The sequence below is a fragment of the Brevibacterium sp. GP-SGM9 genome, assembly GCF_047300845.1.
GTDB lineage: Bacteria > Actinomycetota > Actinomycetes > Actinomycetales > Brevibacteriaceae > Brevibacterium.
On the sequence record NZ_CP178563.1, the window covers coordinates 3183593 to 3205927 of the forward strand.

Genomic DNA, 22335 nt, shown 5'->3' on the forward strand with positions numbered 1-22335 from the left:
AGCGGAGCGTTCTCCGCTGGTGTTGCCAGCTGGGGCGCTCAGTTGGAGTTGTCAGCTGGCGTACTCAGCTGCTTTCGACGACGAAGACGGCATTGGTGCCCTCTTCGAGCGCGGTGAAGGTGTGCGGCTGATCGCCGGGGTGGGTGAGATAGTCGCCGACGTCGAGTTCGTACGACTGCCCGAGCACCTCGATGCGCGCGGCCCCACGGCCGAGGATCACGTGTTCGATCGTCCCCTGCGGGTGCGGCTGTGATTCCCGGGGCTCTCCGGGTTCGGCCTGGATGAAATAGATGTCACGCCGAGCGCTCGTCGGCGACGCCGAGAGCAGAGTGGCCACATAGTTCGCCGTCGTCGAGGGCAGGCTCGGCATGTCCCTGGTGTGCAGCAGCGCCACCTCGTGCGGGGGCGGATCGAGCAGCCGCGCCAGCGGGATGTCGAGGGCCGCAGCCAGTGCCCACATGGTCTCGAGGCTGGGGTTGCCGGTGCCCGTCTCGAGCCCCGACATCGTCGACTTGCCGATTCCCGCACGTCGGGCGACTTCCGAGAGGCTCAGCCCCGCACGCACGCGCTCCCGCTTGAGCGCGGTGGCGATCTGCTGGCTCGGCGAGGACTGTGAAGCCGGCGAGGGCTGCGCGGCCGGCGAGGGCCGCCGGTCCGCAGAAGACTGCTGCGCGGGCGGCTCGCCACCGCTGAGTGAATCGTCGGAAGCTCGAGAACTCATTTGTTCATCATAGCGTCTGCTTGTTCGGGTTGACGAACATATTAGGGGCGTGCAGTATATGGAACATGGGTTCAGTATTTCGGACGGGCCAGCGGGTGCTCCCCGGCTCCACGTATCGGTCGGTGGCGATCGTCACCGTCACCATCATTGCGGTCGCAATGTCCTATGGTGCGATCTCGGCTGTCTCCGGATTCCCCTGGTGGCAGACCCTGCTGCTGGCCATGTTCGCCCTCGGCGGTGCCGCCGAGTTCACCTTCGTCGGAGTCATCGCCGCAGGTGGCGCCCCGATCCTCGCCGTGCTCGCCGGGCTGCTCGTGAACTCCCGGAACTTCGCCTTCGGCGTCTCCGTCGGCCGCTTCTTCCCACTGGACTGGCGAGCACTCATCGCCTCCCACTGGGTCAACGATGAGTCCACCGCAATTTCCCGCATCGGTGCGAACGACCGGGAGCGCTGGCACGCGTTCCTGCTCATGGGTGCCGCCATCGCGCTAATGTGGCCGAGCGGGGCGATGCTCGGCCAATGGCTCGGCGGGGTCATCGACGCCGATATGCTCGGCCTCGATGCGGCGTTCCCGATCATTCTCTTCTGCCTCATCCGCGGCGACCTCAAGAACCGTGCGACGCTGACGCTGACCGTCGTCGGCATCGTCATCGCCGTGGCCCTGACTCCGATCCTGCCGCTCGGCCTCGGAGCGGTGACCTCGCTGTCGGTCTTCGTCTTCGTCGCCGCGGGATGGCTGATCCGCGCCGCAGTGAGGAAGCGCCGAGGTGGGGCGACGGACGAGCCCGAAGTCGCGCCCGAGACCGCGAGCGAATCTGCGGGCGTGCAGCATCGAGACGGCGCCGAGGCTGCGAGATCCGTCACCGCGAAGGCCGCGACTGCGAAATCCGTCAGCGCAGAATCCGAGGAGGGGAGACGATGAACGCCGTCAGCTTCCTCATCGCGCTCGCCGCGCTGAGCCTCGGCACCTATGTCATGCGCTTCGCCGGGGTGAAGCTCGGTGGGGCGATCGCCACGAAAGGCGAGCGTCGCCGTGCCGTGCCCGTCCCGGCAGGCGCCGGATCGGACGATGCGAGCACCTCGGTGGGGGAAGGGGCCAGCGTTCAGCCCACCTCGGCGGGTGAAGGATTCAGCGCCTCGCCCACCTCGGTGGAGGATGGGCCCAACGCTCCGACCGCCTCGGCGGCAGGATCCGACGGTGAGGGCGATTCGACCTCGCAGGTGACGATGTGGATGGACCGGGCAACGGTCGTGCTCATCGGTGCGGTGTTCGCGACCACGGCGGTCTTCGATGGTCAGGACATCGCCGATCCGGCTCGACTCATCGGCGTCGGCGTGGGCGTCCTCGCCGCGATCCTGCGGATGCCGATGCTGCTGTGCGTGTTCCTCGGCATGGGAGTCTGCGCGGTCATCCGGATGACCGGCATCCTGTGACGGAGCGCTCGGACGCTCGCGGCTGAGCGCGGGATGAGGCGGTGGTGGGGATTCGCCCAGGAACCGCCGCCGGGCGATGCTCCGCGCCTCCGCGATTGCTAGGCTGTGGGGATGGAATACATCGCCGACTTTCAGCGCCTCGTCTTTCTCGCCCTGTCGGTGGCCGCATTCATCGTCCAGATCTGGGCGTTCATCGACAGCCTCCGCTACAAGGACGAGAACTACCGTGCGGTGGACAAGCAGAGCAAGAAGTTCTGGGTCATCATCCTCGGCGTCGGGCTGGCCATCGCCCTCATCGCGCTCCCGCCCCTGGGCATGCGGATGATCTTCCTCAACCTCATCGCGCTCGTCGCCGGCATCGTCTACCTCACCGACGTTCGCCCCAAGATCAAAGCCATCGATCCCCGCAATCGCCGTCGCTGAGCGGCACATAGGCGTATGACGAACGATGCCACGACACCGATGACGAACGACCTCAACCTGCCCGGCCCCGACGCCGGCTACATCGCCACCTTCGGATCCGGTGAACCCCACACACTCTTCTCCCACGGCTTCGCCGGCGCGATCCGCGATACCCGTCCCTTCGGCACCGGAATCACCGGCACCCGCCATTTCCTCCATCTTCCGGGACACGGCGGCAGGCCCTCGCCCGGACCGGGGTGGACCTATCCGCAGATCGCCGAGGCGCTCGCCGAGGCCCTGCGCACCACCTCGGCGACCCGGGCCCTGGGAGTGTCGATGTCCGCGGGCGGACTGCTCAACCTCATCAGCAACGGGCATCCCGTGACCCGGCAGCTGGAGAAGGTCGCGCTCGTCCTCCCCGCCTCCTTCACCGGATTCACCGCCGAGGTGCTCGACCGCAACCGCTCCTACCTCGAGACTCTGCGCGGACTGGTCGCCGCTGCCGACATCGAGGGCATCACCGATCTCATGCTGTCCCGGGAACCCGCCGAGGTGGCCGATCTGCTCCCCGCCCGGGCGTGGACGAGAGCGAAGGCCGAGAACCTCGTGGAGACCGATATGTCCGACGGCCTCGGACTCGCCCTCGAGATCGCGGTTGATGGTGTCTCGAGCAATGGTGGCGCTGACGCGGACGACGCTGTCGCTGGTAACGGTGGCGCTGACGCGGTCGACGGTGGCGCGGTCGACGCTGGCGCTGATTACGGTGCCGTGGACGAGCGGCTCGCGGCCCTTGCGCGGTTCCCCGGTGAGATCCTCGTCCTCACCCACACCGACGATCCCGCCCACCCCGTGGAGATCGCCGAGTCGATCGCGGCCGCGATCTCCGACTCCCGGCTCGAGATTCTGCCCGCCGGTTCGATCCTGTGGCGCGGCCGCCACGAGGTCCGTCGCATCCTCGGCGAGTTCTTCGGCTGAGTTCACCGGCTGAGTTCACCGACCGGGTTCTCTGACTAGACTGTCATCGTGCGCATCTCCATCCTCTCCCTCCACACCTCGCCCGCGGCCCAACCGGGTCAGGGCGACGCGGGAGGAATGAACGTCTACGTCGACCAATCGGTGCGCGCCCTCGCCGAGCAGGGCCACATCGTCGACGTCTACACTGCCGACCCCGGCGGCATCGACGGATGCGGGACAGAGGCTGCGTCGAGCGCTGCTGACACCGCCGGTGTCGCCGGTGCCTCTCGTACCGCCCGCGCCGCTGGTGGTTCTCGTGCGTTCGGATCTTCCGAGCCCGCGTCGGCGACCCTGCACATCGCCGAGAACATCACCCTTCATCAGCTGCCGATCGCGGCGGGCAGCAAGGACGAGCTCGCCGACGCGATCGACGAACTCTCCGTCCTGCTGCTGGCCGAACCCGGGTTCACCGGTGCTGACCTGATCTGGGCGCACTACTGGATCTCCGCCGAGGCGGCGCTGCGGGCCCAGCGGTACCGAACCTCCGAGGACGGCACGACGGCCCCGCGGATCGTCGTGAGCATGCACACGATCGGCGCGGTCAAGAACCGTGATTCGGAGACCAGCCACGAGCGACCCCAGCGGCTGCGCGCCGAGGAGGCGATCGCCTCGGCGGCGGACCTCATCGTCGCCAACACCCCGGCCGAACGACGCGATCTCATCCACGAACTCGGCGCGGACCCGGACGCGGTCGTCATCGCCCGACCCGGGGTGGACCATGATCTCTACACCCCCGGCGACCGGGCGGCGGCACGGAGCAGACTCGGCTTCGACGCCGAGGAATCCATCGTGCTCTACGTCGGCCGCATGCAGTTCATCAAAGGCACCGATATCGTCGTCGACGCCTTGGCCGGGCTGCGGGAGAACAACCCGCGGCTGGCCTCCCGCACACGAGGGATCCTCCTCGGCGCGGTCTCCGGTGGAGAGTCGAGTCCGGCTCCGGGCACGGCGACGGGAAGGGCGACGGCCGCGAAGCCGGGGACGACGAGGGACGAGGCATCGGGAACGCAGCCGGGAACGACGAAGGATGCGGCGGTTGAGAGATCCGCTGCTCCGGCCTGCGCCTCTTCGGCCTATCTGCGCGAACTCGCCTCGGCGATCGCGGCCGAACCCAGCGTCGAGGTCAGACGACCGGTTCCCGCCGGGGAACTCGTCGACTACTACCGCGCCGCCGATGTGCTGCTCGTGCCCTCCCGCAGCGAATCCTTCGGTCTCGTTGCCGTCGAGGCCGCAGCCTCGGGGCTGCCGGCGATCGCCTCGGCGGTGGGCGGCCTGCCCGAGGTCGTCGAACACGACTTCTCAGGCGTTCTCATCGCCGACCACAATCCGCGGCACTGGGCGATGGCGCTCGAACGGCTGCTCCTCGACGACGCGCTGAGGGCGGAGCTGTCCGCGCATGCCACCGCACGTTCGGCACGCTTCGACTGGTCGGTCACCGTGCAGGTCGTGCTCGGCGCGCTCGGGATCGACGATGACCAGGCGGTGCCGGTCAGCGTGGGCGCCGGTGCCGCGGAGCCCGCCGAGGTCTCGTCCTGCGGCGGATGACCGGACGAGTGAGCGAAGCTGGTGGCCGGACGGGTGACCGGAACCGGTGACCGGACGAGTGATCGAAGCCGGTGAGCGAACCGGCAGTTGACGATCGGCAAGGGAAGGACAGAGACAATGAGCACCGACACCGAGGCGATTCTCACCGGAGTCCGCAGCTGGGCTGAGGAGAACGGGGTCGACGTCGATTCCGTGGAGGAATCCGAGATCGTCGTCACCCTGCCAGGGGAGAAGAAGCTCAAGACCAACGTGGCGATCAGCGTCTTCGCCCGCACCGCGCACCTGCAGGCCTTCGTCATCCGCCACCCGGATGAGAACGCCGCCGAGTTCAATCGCTGGCTGCTGCTGAAGAATCTCAGACCGGGGCCGGTGACCTTCGCCATCGACAGCCTCGGCGATGTGTATCTGCGGGCGAGTATCCCGCGTGAGCGGCTCCTCGAGGAACTCGACGTTCTGCTCGGTGCGATGTTGGCGACCGCCGACTCCGCGTTCAACGAACTCCTGCTCATCGGTTTCCTGACCGGGATGAAGAAGGAGTGGGCCTGGCGGATCAGCCGCGGGGAGTCCACCCGGAACCTCGCTGCCTTCGAAGACGTGCTCAGCGGACCCGACAATGAGTTCCTCGGAGCAGAGTCGGAGCAGTCCCCGGAGTTCCCGGAGTCCCCGGAGCCCCCGGAGTCGGCAGGCTCGACAGAGTCGACCGCGGGGATCGCCGAGGCGGCCGGGTCGAAGACTGAGAATCCCGGGTCGAAGACTGAGAATCCCGGGTCGAAGACTGACAAGCAAGGTCCCGCATGATCAAGCGGATCGATCTCAGCAGACCCGGCAACGTCGATGAGTACATCGAGACCTTCGAAGATGCAGAGAAGCGGGACTTCCTCCGCCGGCTGCGCGATCTCAGCCGAGCGGGCGCTCCCACCGCGGGCGAGGGACTGAAATGGGGCAATCCGTCCTACTTCCTCTACACGATCCTCTTCGCCTTCGCCGGATACTCGAAGCATGCGAACTTCGTCTTCACGCCGAGCACCAAGGAAGCCTTCGCTGATCGGCTCACCGACTTCGAGACAGGGAAGGGTTCGATCAAGCTGTACTACGATCGCGCGATCCCCGCCAAGCTGTTGACCGAGATGATCGCCTACCGGATCCGGGAATTCGAGGTCGACGGCGTGAAGTGGATGTGAGCTGACAGGGACTGCCGTGCGGGCCGTGGCGCGGGGTACGGCGGGTCGGGGGCGCGGGCCGGGGACGTGGCAGGCCCGCGAAACATATGCGCCCGCGAACCGGACCGGTCACTCGCCGAGGTCGAGCTTGAGTCCTTCATGACTGGCGGTGTAGCCGAGCCGTGAGTAGAAGCACTGCGCATCATGGCGTGACCTGTCGGTCGTCAGCTGTGCCAGCGTCGCCCCGAAGCGTCGCCCGCACTCGTGCGCCCACTCGAAGACCGCGGTGCCCAGTCCGATGCCCCGAGCCTCCCGGCCGATTCTCACCGCCTCGATCTGCAGTCGGGTCGAGCCCCGGCGCGAGAGGCTAGGAAGCAGACTGAGCTGAAGGGTGCCGACCACGACCCCGGACGGCTCGTCCTCGATCGTGACGAGGTTGGTTCGCATCGGCGTCGATGAGATCGAAGGCGCGCCGATAGGGCTCGAAGTCCTCGGGCGAAAGCTCACCCTCGCCCGAAGCCGCACCCGCTCCTTCGCGGTGTGCACCGAGGACATCATCCTGCAGGAGTGCGACGAGACTCGGCAGATCGGACTCCACGGCACGCCGGATGAGAAACTGACGTGAAGCCAGCTCCAGAACCGACGGAGCGAACTCGTAGAACCCGCCGGCAGGACCGGGCAGAGGCGATCCGCCGGTCCCGTTCACCGCTCGGTCGCCGGTGTCTCGGCGCGGCGCTCGTCATCGGCGGTCGGCTCGCCGGCGGCCAGGTCGACGGGCGGATGGCCATACGGCCGTCGAGCGAAGATCGAAGCCAGGAGCGCTCCGGAGACGTTGTGCCAGACGCTGAAGACCGCTCCGGGCAGCGCCGCCAGCGGAGAGAAGTAGGTCGTGGCCAGGGTCGACGCCAGGCCCGAGTTCTGAAGTCCGACCTCGAAGGACAGAGCCCGCCTCGTCGGGGTGTCGAGTCGGCAGGCCGCGGCCACGGCGTAGCCGATGCCCAGGCCGAGCACATTGTGGGTGATGACGGCCAGCAGGACGAGGATGCCTGCGGTGGCGATCGACCCGGCGGATCCGGCGACGACGATCGAGACGATGTAGGCGATGGCGATCGACGCCAGCCAGGGCAGGATCGCGGAGATGCTGTCGACGAACTTCGAGGCCACCAGCCGGACGATGACGCCGACGATGACGGGCAGCAGCACGGTCTGGCAGATCGAGATGAACATCGACCAGAACGGGACCTCCATGTACGAGCCGGCCAGCCACAGGGTGAGCAGCGGTGTGAGAACCGGCGCCAGCAGGGTCGAGAGCGTCGTGATCGACACGGACAGGGCGGTGTCGCCCTTGGCCAGATAGGTCACGACGTTCGATGCGGTTCCGCCCGGGGCGCAGCCGACGAGGATGACGCCGACGGCGATCTCGGCGGGCAGTCCGAAGACGGTGACGACGAAGAGACCGAGCAGCGGCATCGCGATGAACTGCGTGACCACGCCGAGGGCGGCGATCCACGGCTTCTTCGCGATCCGCGCGAAGTCCGGCAGAGTCAGGGTCAGTCCCATGAAGAACATGACCACGCCGAGCGCCCAGGTGATCGTGGGCGCCAGGGGAGTGAAGGTCTCGGGTGTGAGGAACCCGAGGACCCCGGCGATGACGACGAGGAGCGGCAGAGCGGTGACGGCGATGATCGAGTTGCGGTCTGCGGTCGGTGCAGCCGCCTTCGACGGTGAAGTTTCGGACATGGGATCAGGCTACCCTGACCGTCCTGGGATCCGAGACGGCGACCCGAATACTGAGAAGCGGTCCGGTCCTGCGCTCGCCGAGGCGGTCGTGCGAAAATACTGCCATGACCTATAACCTCATCCTGCTGCGCCACGGCGAGAGCGAATGGAACCAGAAGAACCTGTTCACCGGCTGGGTCGACGTGCCCCTGACGGACAAAGGGCGAGCCGAGGGCAAACGCGCCGGCGAACTCCTGCGCGAGGCCGACCTCATCCCCGACGTCGTTCACACCTCACGCCTCAAGCGAGCCATCCTCACCGCAAACATCGCGCTCGAGGCCGCTGACCTCTCCTGGCTCGACGTGCACCGCAGCTGGCGGCTGAACGAACGCCACTACGGCGCCCTGCAGGGCAAGGACAAGAAGGAGATCCGCGAGGAGTTCGGCGAAGAGCAGTTCATGACCTGGCGCCGCTCCTTCGACACCCCGCCTCCGGCGCTCACCGACAGCTCCGAGTTCTCCCAGGCCGGCGAAGCCCGCTACGCCAACCTCGGCGACTCGCTTCCGCGCACCGAATGCCTCGCGGATGTCATCGACCGTCTTCTGCCCTACTGGTACGACGTACTCGTCCCCGAACTCACTGTCGGCCGCACCGTGCTCGTGGCCGCCCACGGCAACTCCCTGCGTGCCCTGGTCAAGCACCTCGACGGGATCTCCGATGCCGATATCACCGGCCTGAACATTCCGACCGGCATCCCTCTGCACTACGAGCTCACCGAGGACTTCACCCCGGTCAAGCCCGGCGGCACCTACCTCGATCCGGCAGCCGCCGAGGCCGCGATCGGCCAGGTTGCCAACCAGGGACGCTGAGACTCAGTCGGCGGCACCCGCCTCGGCGATCGTCCTCATCTCCTCAAGCAGGAGGGCGATCGCCGGGGACGCACTCATCGACGCCCGCCACACGAGATAGATCCAGCGGGCGATGCTCGGGTCGTCGAGTTCGACGACGGTGACGTCATCGGGCAGGTGCGGCCGACCCAGCCTGGGCACCAGCGCCAGCGCCCCCACCGCCCTGACGAACTCGATCTGGGTGTCGTACTCCATCGCCCAGTACTCGATCCGCGGTTCGGCGTTGAGCGACTCGAACAGCGCTGTCAGCCAGCGATGGCACACGCCGTTGCGCGGGGCCGAGACGAACACCTCGCCGAGGAGGTCCTCGCGGGTCACCTGCTCCCGCCCTGCCAGATGGTGATCGCGATGCATGACGATGTCCGCCCGGTCGACGGCGATGAGCTCGGAATTCAGGCTCGACTTCAGCAGCGGCGAGGACTCCCTCCAGTCGAAGATCAGCGAGGCGTCGATCCGTCCGGCCGTGACCATGTCGATGAGCTCAGCGGGCTCCTCCTCGATGTTCGTGATCGTCAGCTCCGGTGCGGTGCTCTTGAGCCGCGGCAGCGAGGGCACGAGGACTCCGCGGATCCCTGTGGAGAATCCGCCCACCGTGATCCGCCCGCGCGGTTCCCCCGACCTGGCACGGGCCTCGGTCTCGAGGCTCTCGAGATCTTGGAGCAGCTCGGCCCCGCGGCGGCTGAGCTCGCGCCCCATCGGAGTCAGGGCGATTCCCCGCCCGGTCCGCTCCGTCACGGGTGCTCCGAGGTGCCGGGAGAGCTTCTGCAGCTGATGGCTGATCGCCGCCGAGGTGTACCCGAGAGCATCGGCCGTCGCCGTCACCGAACCGGCCGAGTCCAAGGCGACGAGCGTGCGCAGAGCGAGTATGTCGATCATCAAATAATTTTAACGAAACCACTGAGTTTTGTTCAATAGAATTTTGATCGCAAAGCTGGGACGCTTGAGTCTATGAGGCCCGTTCACTACATGCTCGCTCTGCTCGTCGTCGTCCTCTGGGGCGTCAACTTCATCTTCATCGACTTCGGCCTGCGCGATTGGCCGCCGCTGCTCCTCGTCGCCGCCCGCTTCACCTTCGTCGTCCTGCCGGCGATCTTCTTCGTGAAGTTCCCGCGCGGCTCCTTCGGCCGCATCCTCCTCATCGGCGTCTTCATGTCTGCCGGACAATTCGGCCTGCTCTACACGTCCATGTATCTCGGTCTGCCACCCGGGCTGACCTCGATCGTCATTCAGATCCAAGCGGCTTTCACCGTCCTCGTCGCGGCCCTCGCCCTGCGCGAGATCCCGGCCCGCCGCCAGGTCATCGGCATCCTCATCGGTCTCGCCGGCCTGTGCGTGATCGGGGCGAGCCTGCAGGCCGATGTCTCGGTCCTCGCCTTCGTCGTGGCCCTCGGCGCCGCCCTGTCCTGGGCCATCGGCAACGTCATCGCCCGCGGCGTCAAGGAAGGCACGAACGGAGTGCAGATGACCGTGTGGTCGGCGATCGTCGTCCCCATCCCGATGCTCGCCCTCGCCACAGTGATCAACGGCCCTGCCGAGGTGGCCCATGCGATCACGCATCCCACCTGGGGCGTCGTCGCCTCGATCGTCTACACCGCCGGGTTGGCCTCGCTCGTGGGCTACGTCATCTGGAACTCGCTGCTCGCCCGATTCCCCGCCTCGCAGGTGGCGCCGTTCTCCCTGCTGGTGCCCGTGGTCGGAGTGCTCTCGGCGTGGCTCGTCCTCGGTGACCGGCCCACCATGCCCGAACTCATCGGCGGGGTGCTCCTGCTCTTCGGCGTCGCCGTCACGACCGGGGTGCTGAAGACGATCGCCCGCAGCCTCCGCGGGGGAGCACGCAGGAGACGACGCAAGGTCGTGGTCAGCGAAAGGCCCGACGTCGCAGCTGCGACGTCGGGCCGGTGAGCTCAACTCGATTCCTCACGGAGACCGCCCGGCAGATGCCGGGCAGTCCCGCGAGGAGCGGAATCACTTCTTCGACAGGTAGGGCTCCCAGTTGCCGGTGAGCAGGTATTCGACCTTCTGGGACACCGACACGGCGTGATCGCCGAAACGCTCGTAGTAACGCGAGAGCAGTGTGACATCGGCGATGTGGCGCGGGGCGAGGCTGCCGGCAGGAGCCTCGGCGAGCTTGGCGAAGACGCTCAGGTGCAGTTCGTCGAGCTCCTCGTCGATCGCATTGATCGTGGGCACCGCGGACAGGCCGGGGTTCGAGAGCAGGCTCTGCGTCGCCTCGGCGATCTTCTCTCCTGATTCGCCCATCCGGGTGAAGGTGTCCGCGAAGGGCTCGGGGATCGCGGACTCGGGGTAGCGGATCCGCACCTGCTGGGCGATGTGGCGGGCCAGGTCGCCCATCCGCTCGAGGGAGGCCGACATCCGCAGCGAACCGATGACGGCTCGCAGATCGGCGGCGACGGGGGCCTGCAGGGCGAGCATCTCGGCTGCCTGCTGGTCGAGGGCGTACTGCATGTTGTCGATGGTGGCGTCGGCCTCGATGACCTTCTCGGCCGAATCCAGGTCATTGTTGCGCAGGGACTGATTGGCAACCTGGATGGCCTCGAGCACCTTTGTTGACATGTCGACCAGCTGCGTGGCCAGTTCGTCCAGTTCGTTTCTGAAGACTTCGCGCATTGACAGCGGTTCCTTAATCTCATGGGTGAGCGGGAAGTGCCCACGTGCGGGCACACTGACCACAGCTTCGCACCGGCGCATGAATGCCATCTTTCGCGGAGGTGAATTCCTCGGCAAAACTCCCGGTCCGAGGTGAATTCGGTAGGTCCGGCAAGGTGACTGCGCATAAGCTTGAGGTCGTGGATCTCTTGATTGTAGCGGTCCTGACCGGCATCGTCGGGCTGGGACTGGGCATAGCGGGCATTTTGGCGTTTCGTTTCAGCGAACGCTCCCGTGATGCTGCCGATCTGCATTCCGAGGACGATCTTCCCGAAGGCATCGCCGAGGTGCTCGCCGTTCTCTCGTCCGCCGCGATCGTCATCGATGCCGGCGACGATGTCGTCAAGGCCTCCCCGGCCGCCTATACCTTCGGCCTGGTCAGAGGCCACTCACTGGCCTCCCCGCAGATGCTGTCGATGGTCGGCCGGGTTCGCGCCCGGGGCCTGATCGAAGAGATCGATCTCGAGCAGAAGCGGGAGGGATCCGATTCGATCCTCCGCTTCCTCCACGCCCGGATCGCGCCCCTGGGCACCTCCTTCGTCCTCGTCCTCTGCGACGACCAAACCGAGTCCAAACGCGTCGATGCCGTTCGCCGCGACTTCGTCGCCAACGTCTCCCATGAGCTCAAAACACCGATCGGGGCGATGGCCCTGCTCGCCGAGGCGGTCACCGACTTCTCCGACGATCCCGACGCCGTCGAACGATTCGGCGGTCGCATGCAGCGCGAGTCGAAGCGGCTGACCCAGCTGGTGCAGGAGATCATCGATCTCTCCCGGGTGCAGGACCATGCGGCACCGGCGACCACAGAGAAGATCTCCGCCGCCGAGGTGGTCGACGATGCCGCCGACCGTGCCCGCACGCGGGCGGAGGGCAAGAACATCCACATCGAGGTCTCGCCCCCGACGGACATGCTCATCGAGGGCAACTACGAACTATTGGTCAATGCGGTGCGCAACCTCATCGACAACGCCATCAACTACTCACCCGACGGCACCCGCGTCGGCGTCGGCGTCGACCTCGTCGACGAACGTGTCGAGATCTCGGTGGCCGACCAGGGCATCGGACTCTCGACACAGGACACCGAGCGCGTCTTCGAACGCTTCTACCGAGTGGATCCGGCCCGCTCCCGGATCACCGGAGGCACCGGACTGGGGCTGAGCATCGTCAAGCACATCATCGCCACCCACGGCGGAGAGGTGCGGGTCTGGAGTCAGCTGGGCAAAGGCTCGACCTTCACGATCGTACTGCCGCTGGCCGGCGGTGCGTCCGAATACGAGGCGAGTTCCGAGGCGCCCGCGGGAGTGCTCATCGAACACTCCGCCGATGCCGATGCCGATGCCGCCGTCGACGATGAGATCCCGGCGGGGCAGCGGTCGCCCGGGACCGCCTCGGCGGACGATGACGTCAACGACAATGATGTCGACGTCGATGACCATGCTGCTGATCGCAACGATGATGTTCGCAGCGCATCCGAGGACGATCTCGGTGATAATGAAGAAGACGGCGACGCGGCCGAGGAGACCGCGGAGCCCCAGGATCTGTCAACCGGAAGCGAACAAAGGAAACTCACGACGTGACTCGAATTCTTCTTGTCGAGGACGAGGACTCGTTCTCGGACCCACTGTCCTACCTGCTCGGGAAGGAAGGGTACGAGGTGACGGTCGCCGAGGACGGTGTGAAGGCTCTCGCGGAATTCGACCGCAATGGTGCCGATCTGGTCCTGCTCGATCTCATGCTGCCCGGAGTCTCGGGCACGGAAGTCTGCCGTGAACTGCGGTCGAAGTCGAATGTGCCGATCATCATGCTCACGGCCAAGGACTCGGAGATCGACAAGGTGGTCGGGCTGGAGCTCGGCGCCGATGACTATGTGACCAAGCCGTACTCCTCACGTGAGCTGCTGGCGCGTGTGCGGGCGGTGCTGCGTCGCAATGTTGAGTCCGAGAGCTACGATGACGAATCGGTCCTCGAAGCCGGCGGTGTCCGCATCGATGTGGAACGCCACGTGGTCTCCGTCCGCGGCGAAGAGCTGTCGATGCCGCTCAAGGAGTTCGAACTGCTCGAGATCCTCGTCCGCAACTCCGGGCGCGTGATGACCCGCGGCCAGCTCATCGACCGGATCTGGGGCGAAGACTACGTGGGGGATACCAAGACCCTCGACGTCCACGTCAAGAGGCTGCGCGCAAAGGTCGAGCAGAATCCCTCGGAGCCGCGTCTGCTGACCACGGTCCGCGGCCTCGGGTACAAGTTCGAGGCCTGACCCGGGCTCGGGGCGGCAGATACAGGGTACAAGCCGACCCGAGGTCGGGCGCGATCAGGGACGAGGGCAATCAGACCAGAGACACTGAAGGAGCCGCACACGAAATGTGTGCGGCTCCTTCAGTGTGGGTGTTTCAGCTTTCGGCGGTCTCAGCCTTCGGCGGCAGCGGTCGAGTCATCCGCAGGTTCGGTGGAATCGCCGGCCGGCTCGGTCGGATCAGCGGCCTGCTCGGTTGAGGTGGCGTCATCGCTGGGCACCTCGGAAGGCGACTCGGTGGGGACGTAGTTCTCGTAGTACGGCAGGGCGTCCGAGAGCACCTGGGCCTCGATGGTCTTCTCTTCGCCGCCAACGCTGACGGTGACATCGATGAGATCGCCGGGCTTGGCATCGAGGTTCTTCAGCTCGATCGGCTTCTCGGTCGAGGAAGCCTGGCTCTCAGGATCCTGGACGAAGGTCTTACCGGCGTCGACGGTCTCACTCACGGTCTCGCCGGCGACGTCGATCGTCACCGAAGCGGACGAATCGCCCTTGTTGATGAGAGTGAAGAACAGCTGCGCAGGTCCGTCGCCGGACTTGTCCATGATCATCATGAGACCGCGAACCTCGACGTCACCGACTGTTCCCCAAGCGCCATCACCGGCGTTGTAGTGGTAGTCGGCCGTCTGATGCGGCGACAGCAGGCTTGCACATCCGCTGACGGGGATAACGAGAGCGAGTGCGGCAACTGCGAGAGCCGCGCGGTTGTGCCGTTTCATTGTGCTCCTTGAAGTGGCAATACACGATCAGTCTGAATACTACCTGGTTTTTGACCCGCTGTAGAACTGAGGGTGGGCTTCTGCGGGACCAGGCGCGAGCTTCTGCCGGGGCGGGCGCGAGCTTCTGCGGACCCGGGCGCGGGCCTCGCGGCAGACTTCGCAGATCCGTCGGTGATGATCCCGTCCCGTGCCCGAGACGCCCTTTGAATCGACTGCTGAACTGACGGTTGATCTGACTGCTGATTCGACCGCTGATTCGACTTTCGGATCGACCGCTGATCTGAACGCAGATTCGACCGTCGATCTGACTGCTGATTCAACCGTGGATCTGACGCCTGTTTCGACCTTCAATTCGACCGTCAGCTCGGGCCCGAGGTGCGGAGCCTAGCACGAAGATTCCGCTACCTGAACGATTTCTGTGGCGCGCCTCATGGTAAACTGGAAGTCCGCGAAAGGGGTTTGAAGAGAATATGAGTTTCCAGGTCGGCGACACTGTTGTCTATCCACATCACGGTGCAGCGACAATCCAAGAAATCAAGAAGCGAACCATAAAAGGTGAGGAGAAACTGTATCTCAAGCTCCAGGTCGCCCATGGTGATCTAGTGATCGAAGTTCCCGCTGACAACTGCGATCTCGTGGGCGTGAGGGACGTCGTCGGAGAAGAAGGCGTTGAGAAGGTCTTCAATGTTCTCCGAGCCGAATTCGTCGAAGAGCCGACCAACTGGTCCCGCCGATACAAGGCGAACCTTGAGAAGCTGCAGTCCGGTGACGTGATCAAGGTCGCCGAAGTGGTTCGTGACCTGTGGCGTCGCGAGCAGGACCGTGGCCTGTCGACCGGCGAGAAGCGCATGTTGTCGAAAGCCCGCCAGATCCTCGTCTCCGAACTCGCACTTGCCGAGAAGAAAGAGGAATCTGAAGCCGAGGCGCTGCTGGACGAAGTCCTCGCGTCCTGAGCCATCGGTCACACGGCATCTGAGCATCCAGCTCCTCGGCAGTCGCCACCACAATCGTGGTCGCGACTCCCGAGGAGTTTTTCGTACGCGAACGAGCCGTAGTCCGGCCGACGCGAGCGACAGGATTGACGACGGAGTCATATGAGAATTCTCTTCCAGGGAGCCGGTGCCATCAGCATCGCCGGCGCTGCTCTCTTCACCGATCGACATGAGGTGGCGGTTGCCACCCGAGCCTCGATCCCGCGCCCGCAGGCGGCCTATCCGCGGCGGATCGGCTGGCTCGATCCGGGGCAGGCGCGTTCGGCGGGACCACAGTGGCGCTCAGGCACTGACCGTGGCAGAAGAGAGTCCCTCGCAGCGATCCCTGAGGTCGCAACCGCGGGCGGTCTGCCGAAGGTCAACGGTCCTGGTACTGGATGGACGGTCAGCGATGTGGTGAGCACGAGGCGGGTCACCGTCACCGGCTGGGACACACTCCTCGACGATGATCGACATGAAGCCACCACTCGGTCGCGAATGCGCGTACGGTAGGATCTCGTCGTCCTTACGACTCGGCCGGGAGATCTGGACGGGGCGGTCGCCTCGGCGATCAATGAGCTGGCACCGACGTTCATAGCGACGACGAGCCAGGTCGAGGGTGACCTCGACCGTACGCGCGAATTGTTCCCCGGCGCCGAGGTTGTCGTCTTCGGTCCGGCGTTCCTGTCCGAGCGTCTCGACCCCGGTGAAGATGGGCGCAGCGAAGACCGGCGTAGCGAAGACGGGCGCAGCGAAGACCTGCGCAGTGCAGAAGGGCTCGACGGAGCGGCAGCCACAACCGGGCGAGAGGTGAGGTACTGGGCTCCGGCCGGGGCACCGCGATTTCTCCTCGCCGGCAAGCTCGGATCCCTCGGCGGCGGACCTGGCGCCGCTGTGCGCAGGCTGTCGCGGGCGCTCGGCTCTCTCGTCCTGCCGGTGCCGCTGCCCGCACTCATCCGAACCCCAGCGGTCTTCATCCCCTTCGTGGCAGAGCTGAGCATCCGGGATGGCAGTTGGGCAGAGCTGAAATCACACCTGCGGAGGCCGAGCGCAGCGGCCAGCGAGGCCGTTCGCGCCGCGACCGGTCTGTGCGCACCGCGCTCGACACCGCTGGCACGAGTGATCATCGAGGCCGTGGAGAGGATCGTTCCGCTCGACGTCACCGAATATGCGGGACGTCATTTCGCGCGGCACGAAGGGCAGACCCTGGCGATGCTCGAAGGGTGGGCGCGGCAGCTCGCAGGACGAGCGGCATCCGGGGACAGGCCGGCCACAGCGGCCTCCGCCTTGGAGTCCTTGGTTCGCGCGCTCGCTGCGAAGCGCCGCAGCGGCACGGAGCGGATCAGACCGCTGCGCCGCGGGCCCGCCTGCGAGTGACCACGAGACCGATCGCATACAGCGCTGCCGTGAAGACGAGCGTGCCGATGATCTGGATCCGCACGGACTCGACGGTCAGCCCGAGGATGATGATCACGGCGATCCCGGCCAAGGTGAGGTAGGACAGCCACGGGTAGCCCCACATCTTCAGCGGCAGACGATGACCGCTCGCCTCGGCGCGGCGACGCAGGATGATCTGGGAGACCAGTGTGGCGACCCATGTGACGATGAGCGTCGACCCGACGACGTTGAGCAGGACCCCGAGCACCTCGGCGGCCCAGAAGTAGTTGAGTGCCACGGCCACGAACCCGAACGCCGAGGTGGCCAGGACCGCGGCCGCCGGAACGCCGCGCTTCGTGGTCTTGGCCAAGCCCTTGGGCAGCATCGACCGCTGCGACATCGAGAACGCCATGCGGGAGGCGCCGTAGATGTTCGCGTTCATCGATGACAGCAGCGCGATGACGATGACGGCGGCGAGCAGGGAGGCGACGAACGGCAGCCCCGCGGTGTCGAGGACGGCGACGAATGGGGACTCGCCGAGGCGGTCGTCCTTCCAGTCGAGGACGAGGACGATGATCGCGACCGAACCGATGTAGAGGAACAGGATCCGCCACACGATCGTCTTGATCGCCTGGGTGACGCTGCGTTCGGGGTTCGCGGTCTCGGCCGCGGCGACCGCGACGATCTCGATGCCGCCGAAGGCGAAGGCCACGACGAGCAGGCCGGCCGCGATGCCGGGGATTCCGGTGGGCATGAACCCGTCGGAGAAGACCTCCGTCGGCGGAGTCGCCGGCGTCCATCCGAAGAGATAGGCGGCACCGAGGACGAGGAAGACCACGACGAAGGCGACCTTGAGCAGAGAGAACCAGAACTCGAACTCTCCGAAGCTGCCCGAGGTGGTGAGGTTGATGGCGGTGAAGACGATCATGATCGCCAAGGCGATGACCCACTGCGGGATCGACGGCACGTAGCTGGCGGCGATCTGCGCCGCCGCGGTGGCCTCGGCCGCGACGACGAGGCACAGCTGCACCCACCACAGGGCGCCGACGGCGAAGGCCGCGGCCGGGCCCATGGCCCGACCGGCATAGTGGGAGAAAGCCCCCGGATTCGGGTCGGCAGCGACCAGTTCGCCGAGGGCTCGCATGACGAAGATGACGATCAGCCCGGCGACGACATAGGAGACGAGCACCGCGGGACCGGCAGCCTGGACTCCGGCGCCGGAACCGACGAAGAGTCCGGCGCCGATCGCCGAACCGAGACTCATCATCACCAGGTGGCGGGGCTTCATCCCCACCTTGAGTCCGGTGGCCCCCGTCACCGGGCTCGGTGAACTCGGGGCCGAAGCATCGGAATCGGAGGGCACGGGCGGCTGCGGAGACGGTGTATCAGGCACCAGAGCAGTCTAACCGCGCGGCGTCGGAATCCGCGCCACCGGGTGCGAGGCGCCGGCCAAGGGATGGAGATGGCCCGGTCCCGGACAATCCGAGACCGGGCCGTGCGGGCACGCAGCGCCCCAGTGCGGCTCAGTGTCCGCGCTTGATCCAATCCTCGAGGCTCGGCTTCTCCGCACCGATCGAGGTCGAACCGCCGTGACCGGTGAGGACGACGGTGGCGTCCGGGAGTGCGAAGAGCACGGTGCGGATCGATTCGATGATCGTCTCGAAGCTCGAGTACGACCGGCCCGTTGCTCCCGGGCCCCCGTCGAACAGGGTGTCCCCGGAGAACAGCACCGGACCGACCGCGCGACCGGCCCCCGCCGAGGCGGGAACGGGCAGTCCGGTCTCGACGAAGAAGCACGTCGAACCGGGGGAGTGGCCGGGCGTGTGCAGGGCCTTCAGCCGCACCCCGCCGACGGTCCACGTGTCCCCGTCGGCGATCTCCTCATCGGGGCGGTAGCTCTCATAGGTCATGTCCCACAGGACATGGTCATCGGGGTTGAGGTACACGGGCGGATTGCCCACCTTGTGGGCGAAGTCGCGGACCACGCCCACATGGTCGTCATGACCGTGCGTGAGCAGAATGGCCTTGACATCCCTGGCTCCGACCGCCTCGGCGATGCCATCGACGTCATGGGCGGGATCGATGACGATCACCTCGGTGTCGTCGCCGATGATCCACACATTGTTGTCGACGTTGTGGGTCTCCCCGTCGAGGGAGAAGGTGCCGGACGTGACGAGATGCTCGATCGCTGTCATCAGAGCTCCACCACCGATCGCAGGACCTTGCCCTGGCCCATCTTCTCGAACGCGGCCTCGACGTCGCCGAGTCCGATGCGTTCGGTGACGAACTTCTCCAGCGGGAAGCGTCCCTGCTGGTAGAGGTCGACGAGCATCGGGAAGTCACGGTCGGGCAGGCAGTCGCCGTACCACGAGGACTTGAGCTTGCCGCCGCGGCCGAACACGTCGAGGAGCGGAACGGTCAGCTCCATCTCCGGGGTGGGCACGCCCACGAGCACGACGGTGCCTGCGAGGTCACGGCCGTAGAAGGCCTGCCGCCAGGTCGCGGGAAGTCCGACGGCGTCGATGACGACATCGGCGCCGAATCCGCCCGTGCGCTCCTGGATTGCGGCGACGACCTCGTCCTCGCTCATACCCTTGGTGCTCACGATGTCCGTGGCGCCGAGGTCCTTCGCCCATTCGAGCTTCTTCTCGTCGATGTCGAGCGCAATGATCGTGCCGGCCCCGGCAAGAGCCGAACCGGCGATCGCGGCGCAGCCGACGCCGCCGGCGCCGATGACCGCCACGCTCTTGCCGCGGGTGACCTCACCGGTGTTGATGGCGGCACCGATGCCGGCCATCATGCCGCAGCCGAGCAGGCCGACGACGGCGGGATCGGATTCGGGGACCTTGGTGCACTGTCCGGCGGCGACGAGGGTCTTCTCGGCGAAGGAGCCGATGCCCAATGCGGCCTCGAGTTCGGTGCCGTCGGGCAGGGTCATCTTCTGCGAGGCATTGTGGGTGGCGAAGCAGTACCAGGGCTCGCCGCGCTTGCAGGCTCGGCACTCTCCGCAGATCGCGCGCCAGTTGAGGATGACGAAGTCACCGACGGCGACGTTGGTCACGCCTTCGCCGACCTCTGAGACGATGCCGGCGGATTCGTGGCCGAGCAGGAACGGGTAGTCGTCGCTGATGCCGCCCTCCCGGTAGTGGAAGTCCGTGTGGCAGACGCCGCAGGACTTCACATCGACGATGACCTCTCCGGCACCTGGATCGGGGATGACGATGTCGGTGAGTTCGACGGGGGCGCCTTTGCTCCTGGCGATGACGCCCTTGACGGTCTGTGGCATTGCGTCTCCTTGCTTCTTCGGGGGTCGTCCTGACCCGATGGTCCGTGCGTCGGCCGAGGCCGTCCGCACGCGACCGACAACGCGTACGCTCCCACCCTAACCAGGCACGGCGCCCGCGACCAGCGGGTCCGCAGAATGGGCACGCTGAAATTCGGGAAGGGCAGCGCGAATGTCTGGATGGGCACCGCGCATGTCTGGATTGGATGGCCGCGATGATCGCCGGGATGGGCGCTGTGAATGTCGAAGGCGGCCCGATGCCTCATGCATCGAACCGCCCTCGTCGGAGTTCCTACCCGAGTCGGGTCACTCCATGTCGGGATGTTTGCGCAGGTGCGCGATCGCGGCTGCCAAGCCGCCCCACACCGTGACCATGGCGATGACCATCATGATGATTGCCGAGGTGCCCATCAGTGTTCTCCTCCGTGAGTGGTGGTTCCTGTCTGTCCGGCCGAGCCCTGTCCGGCTGAGCCCTCTTCGGCCACCGAATCGGCGACCGCGGCGTCGAGCTCGTCGAGCGTCTTCTTCGGCCACTTGATGAGCGAGAGGACGATCGAGACGACGATGAGCAGACCGATCATGCCCCAACCGAAGACGCCCGTGACGCTGGTCGGGTACTCCTCGTAGCCTTCGGTGGCGTAGAGGATGATCTGGTGGATGAGCATATAGGCGAGCACCAGAGTGGTGACACCGCCGAGGATGATCATCCAGAACCAGCCGACCTTGAAGCTCGAGATGGCGTTGAGGTGGCTGCGCAGCACCGGAAGCTTCCTGGCGAACCAGCCGACGACGATGAGGCCGACGACCGCTGCGCCGACGATGCCGAGGTTGTTCGCCCAGGCATCGATCGTGTCGAGGACGTAGAGACCGGTGACAGTGGGCATGAGCAGGATCGAGATGATCGCCATGACACCGCCGACGAGGATGATCGAGGCCTTGTTGCCGATCCTGAACTTCTCGCGCAGTGCCTGGATGGGCACCTGCACGATCGAGATCAGCGAGGTCAGGCCGGCGAAGACGAGGCAGGCGAAGAAGGCGAAGCCGAACAGCCCACCGCCGGGCATCTCCGAGATCAGGGTCGGGAAGGCCATGAAGGCCAGCCCGATGCCGCTGTCGGCGACATCGGCGACCTGTGAGCCCTGTGCGGCGGCCATGAACCCGAGAGCAGCGAACACGCCGATGCCGGCGAGGATCTCGAACGCGGAGTTCGAGAAGGCGACGACGAGACCGGAGCCGGTGAGGTTCGTCTTCTTCTTCAGGTACGAGGCGTAGGTGATCATGATGCCGAAGGCGATCGACAGGGAGAAGAAGATCTGCCCGTACGCCGCGATCCACACGGCGGGATCGGCCAATGCCGCGAAGTCCGGAGTGAAGAGGGCGTTGAGGCCCTCGGCGGCACCGGGCAGGAACAGTGCGCGGATGACGAGGGCGACGAAGAGGATGACGAGCAGCGGGATGAAGATCTTCGAGAAGCCCGCGATGCCGTTCTGCACCCCGAGGAGCAGGATGCCCAGGGTGATGACCCAGACGATGATGATCGGAATGAGGATCCCGGGCACGAACTGGAAGGAGACGCCCGGATCTGCCGCGTGGAGGAAATCACCGGTGAAGAAGCTCGTCGCGTCATCGCCCCATGCCTGGTTGAGCGAGAAGAACATGTAGCAGCCGGCCCAGCCGATGATCGCGGCGTAGTAGATGCCGATGACGAAGGCGACTCCGGTTTGGAACCAGCCGATGGGTTCGGCGACCTTCGTGGCCATCCGGAATGCCAGCGGCGCAGAACCGCGGGAGCGGTGGCCCATCGCGTAGTCGAAGAACAGCAGGGGAATGCCTGCTGTCAGCAGTGCGACGAGGTAGGGGATGATGAAGGCGCCGCCGCCGTTGTCATACGTGACATACGGGAAGCGCCAGATGTTGCCGAGGCCGACCGCCGAGCCGATGGCCGCGAAGATGAACGCGCCGCGGGTGGCGAAGACCTCCCTCTGGGGTGTAGCCGTGGAAGACATGATGTCCTTTCTGTACCAACCGCCGAGCTGTGCGGCCGAGCGCCGGATCCGGACTCGGCTGTGAGTCCGGTCCGACAACCTGCGAAGGCCGTCCGCGGGGTGACTTCTGCGCAGA

Annotated in this window: 26 protein-coding genes; 15 read left to right on the forward strand and 11 right to left on the reverse strand. The window is 66.1% G+C overall.

The annotated features are described in order from the left end of the window. Positions 1-64 precede the first annotated feature (64 nt). Entirely contained in the window at positions 65-721 is a 657-nt protein-coding gene (locus tag ACH82I_RS14240) for a helix-turn-helix domain-containing protein (RefSeq protein WP_413333534.1), read from the reverse strand. A 65-nt stretch (positions 722-786) separates the two neighbouring features. On the opposite strand from ACH82I_RS14240, the gene ACH82I_RS14245 reads away from it, so the two are divergent. The 7 genes from ACH82I_RS14245 to ACH82I_RS14275 all read left to right on the forward strand — a co-directional run bounded on the left by ACH82I_RS14245 (position 787) and on the right by ACH82I_RS14275 (position 6298). Next, positions 787-1644, forward strand: coding sequence for an AzlC family ABC transporter permease (locus ACH82I_RS14245; protein WP_413333536.1), 858 nt, complete (start codon positions 787-789; stop codon positions 1642-1644). Further along, positions 1641-2156 (forward strand): AzlD domain-containing protein, encoded by a 516-nt coding sequence (locus tag ACH82I_RS14250; protein WP_413333538.1) that lies wholly within the window; start codon positions 1641-1643, stop codon positions 2154-2156. The genes ACH82I_RS14245 and ACH82I_RS14250 overlap by 4 nt, the downstream gene beginning before the upstream one ends. Before the next feature lie 111 nt (positions 2157-2267). After that, entirely contained in the window at positions 2268-2579 is a 312-nt protein-coding gene (locus tag ACH82I_RS14255) for a DUF2516 family protein (protein ID WP_230744513.1), read from the forward strand. A 15-nt stretch (positions 2580-2594) separates the two neighbouring features. Next, positions 2595-3533: an alpha/beta fold hydrolase gene (locus tag ACH82I_RS14260; protein ID WP_413333540.1), complete on the forward strand. Its 939-nt coding sequence runs from the start codon at positions 2595-2597 to the stop codon at positions 3531-3533. 48 nt (positions 3534-3581) lie between these two features. Then, complete coding sequence (locus ACH82I_RS14265) at positions 3582-5117, forward strand: glycosyltransferase (RefSeq protein WP_413333542.1); 1536 nt, start codon at positions 3582-3584, stop codon at positions 5115-5117. A 117-nt stretch (positions 5118-5234) separates the two neighbouring features. Further along, entirely contained in the window at positions 5235-5915 is a 681-nt protein-coding gene (locus ACH82I_RS14270) for a YbjN domain-containing protein (protein ID WP_413333544.1), read from the forward strand. Next, complete coding sequence (locus ACH82I_RS14275; protein ID WP_413333546.1) at positions 5912-6298, forward strand: iron chaperone; 387 nt, start codon at positions 5912-5914, stop codon at positions 6296-6298. Before ACH82I_RS14270 ends, ACH82I_RS14275 begins: the two co-directional genes overlap by 4 nt. 108 nt (positions 6299-6406) lie before the next feature. Here ACH82I_RS14275 and ACH82I_RS14280 read toward each other — a convergent pair whose 3' ends face one another. Then, on the reverse strand, positions 6407-6724 hold the full coding sequence (locus ACH82I_RS14280) for a GNAT family N-acetyltransferase (protein ID WP_413333547.1): 318 nt from the start codon (positions 6722-6724) through the stop codon (positions 6407-6409). Between ACH82I_RS14280 and ACH82I_RS14285 the strand changes: the two genes are divergently transcribed. Further along, positions 6714-6902, forward strand: a complete 189-nt coding sequence (locus ACH82I_RS14285) for a hypothetical protein (protein WP_413333549.1) — start codon at positions 6714-6716, stop codon at positions 6900-6902. The two genes, ACH82I_RS14280 and ACH82I_RS14285, sit on opposite strands and share 11 nt — an antisense overlap. 77 nt (positions 6903-6979) lie before the next feature. On the opposite strand, the gene ACH82I_RS14290 is transcribed toward ACH82I_RS14285, so the two are convergent. Next, positions 6980-8017 (reverse strand): bile acid:sodium symporter family protein, encoded by a 1038-nt coding sequence (locus ACH82I_RS14290; RefSeq protein WP_230744519.1) that lies wholly within the window; start codon positions 8015-8017, stop codon positions 6980-6982. A 104-nt stretch (positions 8018-8121) separates the two neighbouring features. On the opposite strand from ACH82I_RS14290, the gene ACH82I_RS14295 reads away from it, so the two are divergent. Next, positions 8122-8865, forward strand: coding sequence for a phosphoglyceromutase (locus ACH82I_RS14295; RefSeq protein WP_230744520.1), 744 nt, complete (start codon positions 8122-8124; stop codon positions 8863-8865). Between the two features lie 3 nt (positions 8866-8868). On the opposite strand, the gene ACH82I_RS14300 is transcribed toward ACH82I_RS14295, so the two are convergent. Then, complete coding sequence (locus tag ACH82I_RS14300; RefSeq protein WP_413333551.1) at positions 8869-9780, reverse strand: LysR family transcriptional regulator; 912 nt, start codon at positions 9778-9780, stop codon at positions 8869-8871. Between the two features lie 72 nt (positions 9781-9852). Here ACH82I_RS14300 and ACH82I_RS14305 point away from each other — a divergent pair, with 72 nt between their 5' ends. Next, a complete protein-coding gene (locus ACH82I_RS14305; protein WP_230744522.1) occupies positions 9853-10806 on the forward strand; it encodes an EamA family transporter in 954 nt (317 codons plus the stop codon). A gap of 63 nt (positions 10807-10869) precedes the next feature. Here the strand turns inward: ACH82I_RS14305 and phoU are convergent, their stop codons facing one another. Continuing rightward, entirely contained in the window at positions 10870-11532 is a 663-nt protein-coding gene (gene phoU / locus ACH82I_RS14310) for a phosphate signaling complex protein PhoU (protein ID WP_230744523.1), read from the reverse strand. A gap of 179 nt (positions 11533-11711) precedes the next feature. On the opposite strand from phoU, the gene ACH82I_RS14315 reads away from it, so the two are divergent. Continuing rightward, positions 11712-13148, forward strand: a complete 1437-nt coding sequence (locus ACH82I_RS14315) for a sensor histidine kinase (protein ID WP_413333554.1) — start codon at positions 11712-11714, stop codon at positions 13146-13148. Continuing rightward, positions 13145-13828: a response regulator transcription factor gene (locus ACH82I_RS14320; protein WP_230744525.1), complete on the forward strand. Its 684-nt coding sequence runs from the start codon at positions 13145-13147 to the stop codon at positions 13826-13828. The genes ACH82I_RS14315 and ACH82I_RS14320 overlap by 4 nt, the downstream gene beginning before the upstream one ends. A gap of 149 nt (positions 13829-13977) precedes the next feature. On the opposite strand, the gene ACH82I_RS14325 is transcribed toward ACH82I_RS14320, so the two are convergent. Continuing rightward, the gene (locus ACH82I_RS14325; protein WP_413333556.1) at positions 13978-14583 is read right to left on the reverse strand and encodes a hypothetical protein; all 606 of its coding nucleotides are present in this window, start codon (positions 14581-14583) and stop codon (positions 13978-13980) included. Positions 14584-15053: 470 nt separating this feature from the next. Here ACH82I_RS14325 and ACH82I_RS14330 point away from each other — a divergent pair, with 470 nt between their 5' ends. The 3 genes from ACH82I_RS14330 (at position 15054) to ACH82I_RS14340 (ending at position 16931) form a co-directional block, all read left to right on the forward strand. Then, a complete protein-coding gene (locus ACH82I_RS14330) occupies positions 15054-15536 on the forward strand; it encodes a CarD family transcriptional regulator (protein WP_230744528.1) in 483 nt (160 codons plus the stop codon). A gap of 141 nt (positions 15537-15677) precedes the next feature. Beyond that, a complete protein-coding gene (locus tag ACH82I_RS14335; protein ID WP_413333558.1) occupies positions 15678-16067 on the forward strand; it encodes a hypothetical protein in 390 nt (129 codons plus the stop codon). Between the two features lie 129 nt (positions 16068-16196). Continuing rightward, entirely contained in the window at positions 16197-16931 is a 735-nt protein-coding gene (locus ACH82I_RS14340) for a hypothetical protein (RefSeq protein WP_413333560.1), read from the forward strand. Here the strand turns inward: ACH82I_RS14340 and ACH82I_RS14345 are convergent. From ACH82I_RS14345 to ACH82I_RS14365, 5 genes are all read right to left on the reverse strand, one after another. Beyond that, on the reverse strand, positions 16897-18219 hold the full coding sequence (locus ACH82I_RS14345) for an amino acid permease (RefSeq protein WP_413336770.1): 1323 nt from the start codon (positions 18217-18219) through the stop codon (positions 16897-16899). The genes ACH82I_RS14340 and ACH82I_RS14345 overlap by 35 nt on opposite strands. A gap of 235 nt (positions 18220-18454) precedes the next feature. Continuing rightward, on the reverse strand, positions 18455-19126 hold the full coding sequence (locus ACH82I_RS14350) for an MBL fold metallo-hydrolase (RefSeq protein ID WP_413333562.1): 672 nt from the start codon (positions 19124-19126) through the stop codon (positions 18455-18457). Next, a complete protein-coding gene (locus ACH82I_RS14355; RefSeq protein ID WP_230744532.1) occupies positions 19126-20217 on the reverse strand; it encodes an S-(hydroxymethyl)mycothiol dehydrogenase in 1092 nt (363 codons plus the stop codon). The genes ACH82I_RS14350 and ACH82I_RS14355 overlap by 1 nt, the downstream gene beginning before the upstream one ends. A gap of 303 nt (positions 20218-20520) precedes the next feature. After that, positions 20521-20625, reverse strand: coding sequence for a methionine/alanine import family NSS transporter small subunit (locus ACH82I_RS14360; RefSeq protein ID WP_230744533.1), 105 nt, complete (start codon positions 20623-20625; stop codon positions 20521-20523). Beyond that, a complete protein-coding gene (locus ACH82I_RS14365; RefSeq protein WP_413333565.1) occupies positions 20625-22220 on the reverse strand; it encodes a sodium-dependent transporter in 1596 nt (531 codons plus the stop codon). Before ACH82I_RS14365 ends, ACH82I_RS14360 begins: the two co-directional genes overlap by 1 nt. Positions 22221-22335 lie beyond the last annotated feature (115 nt).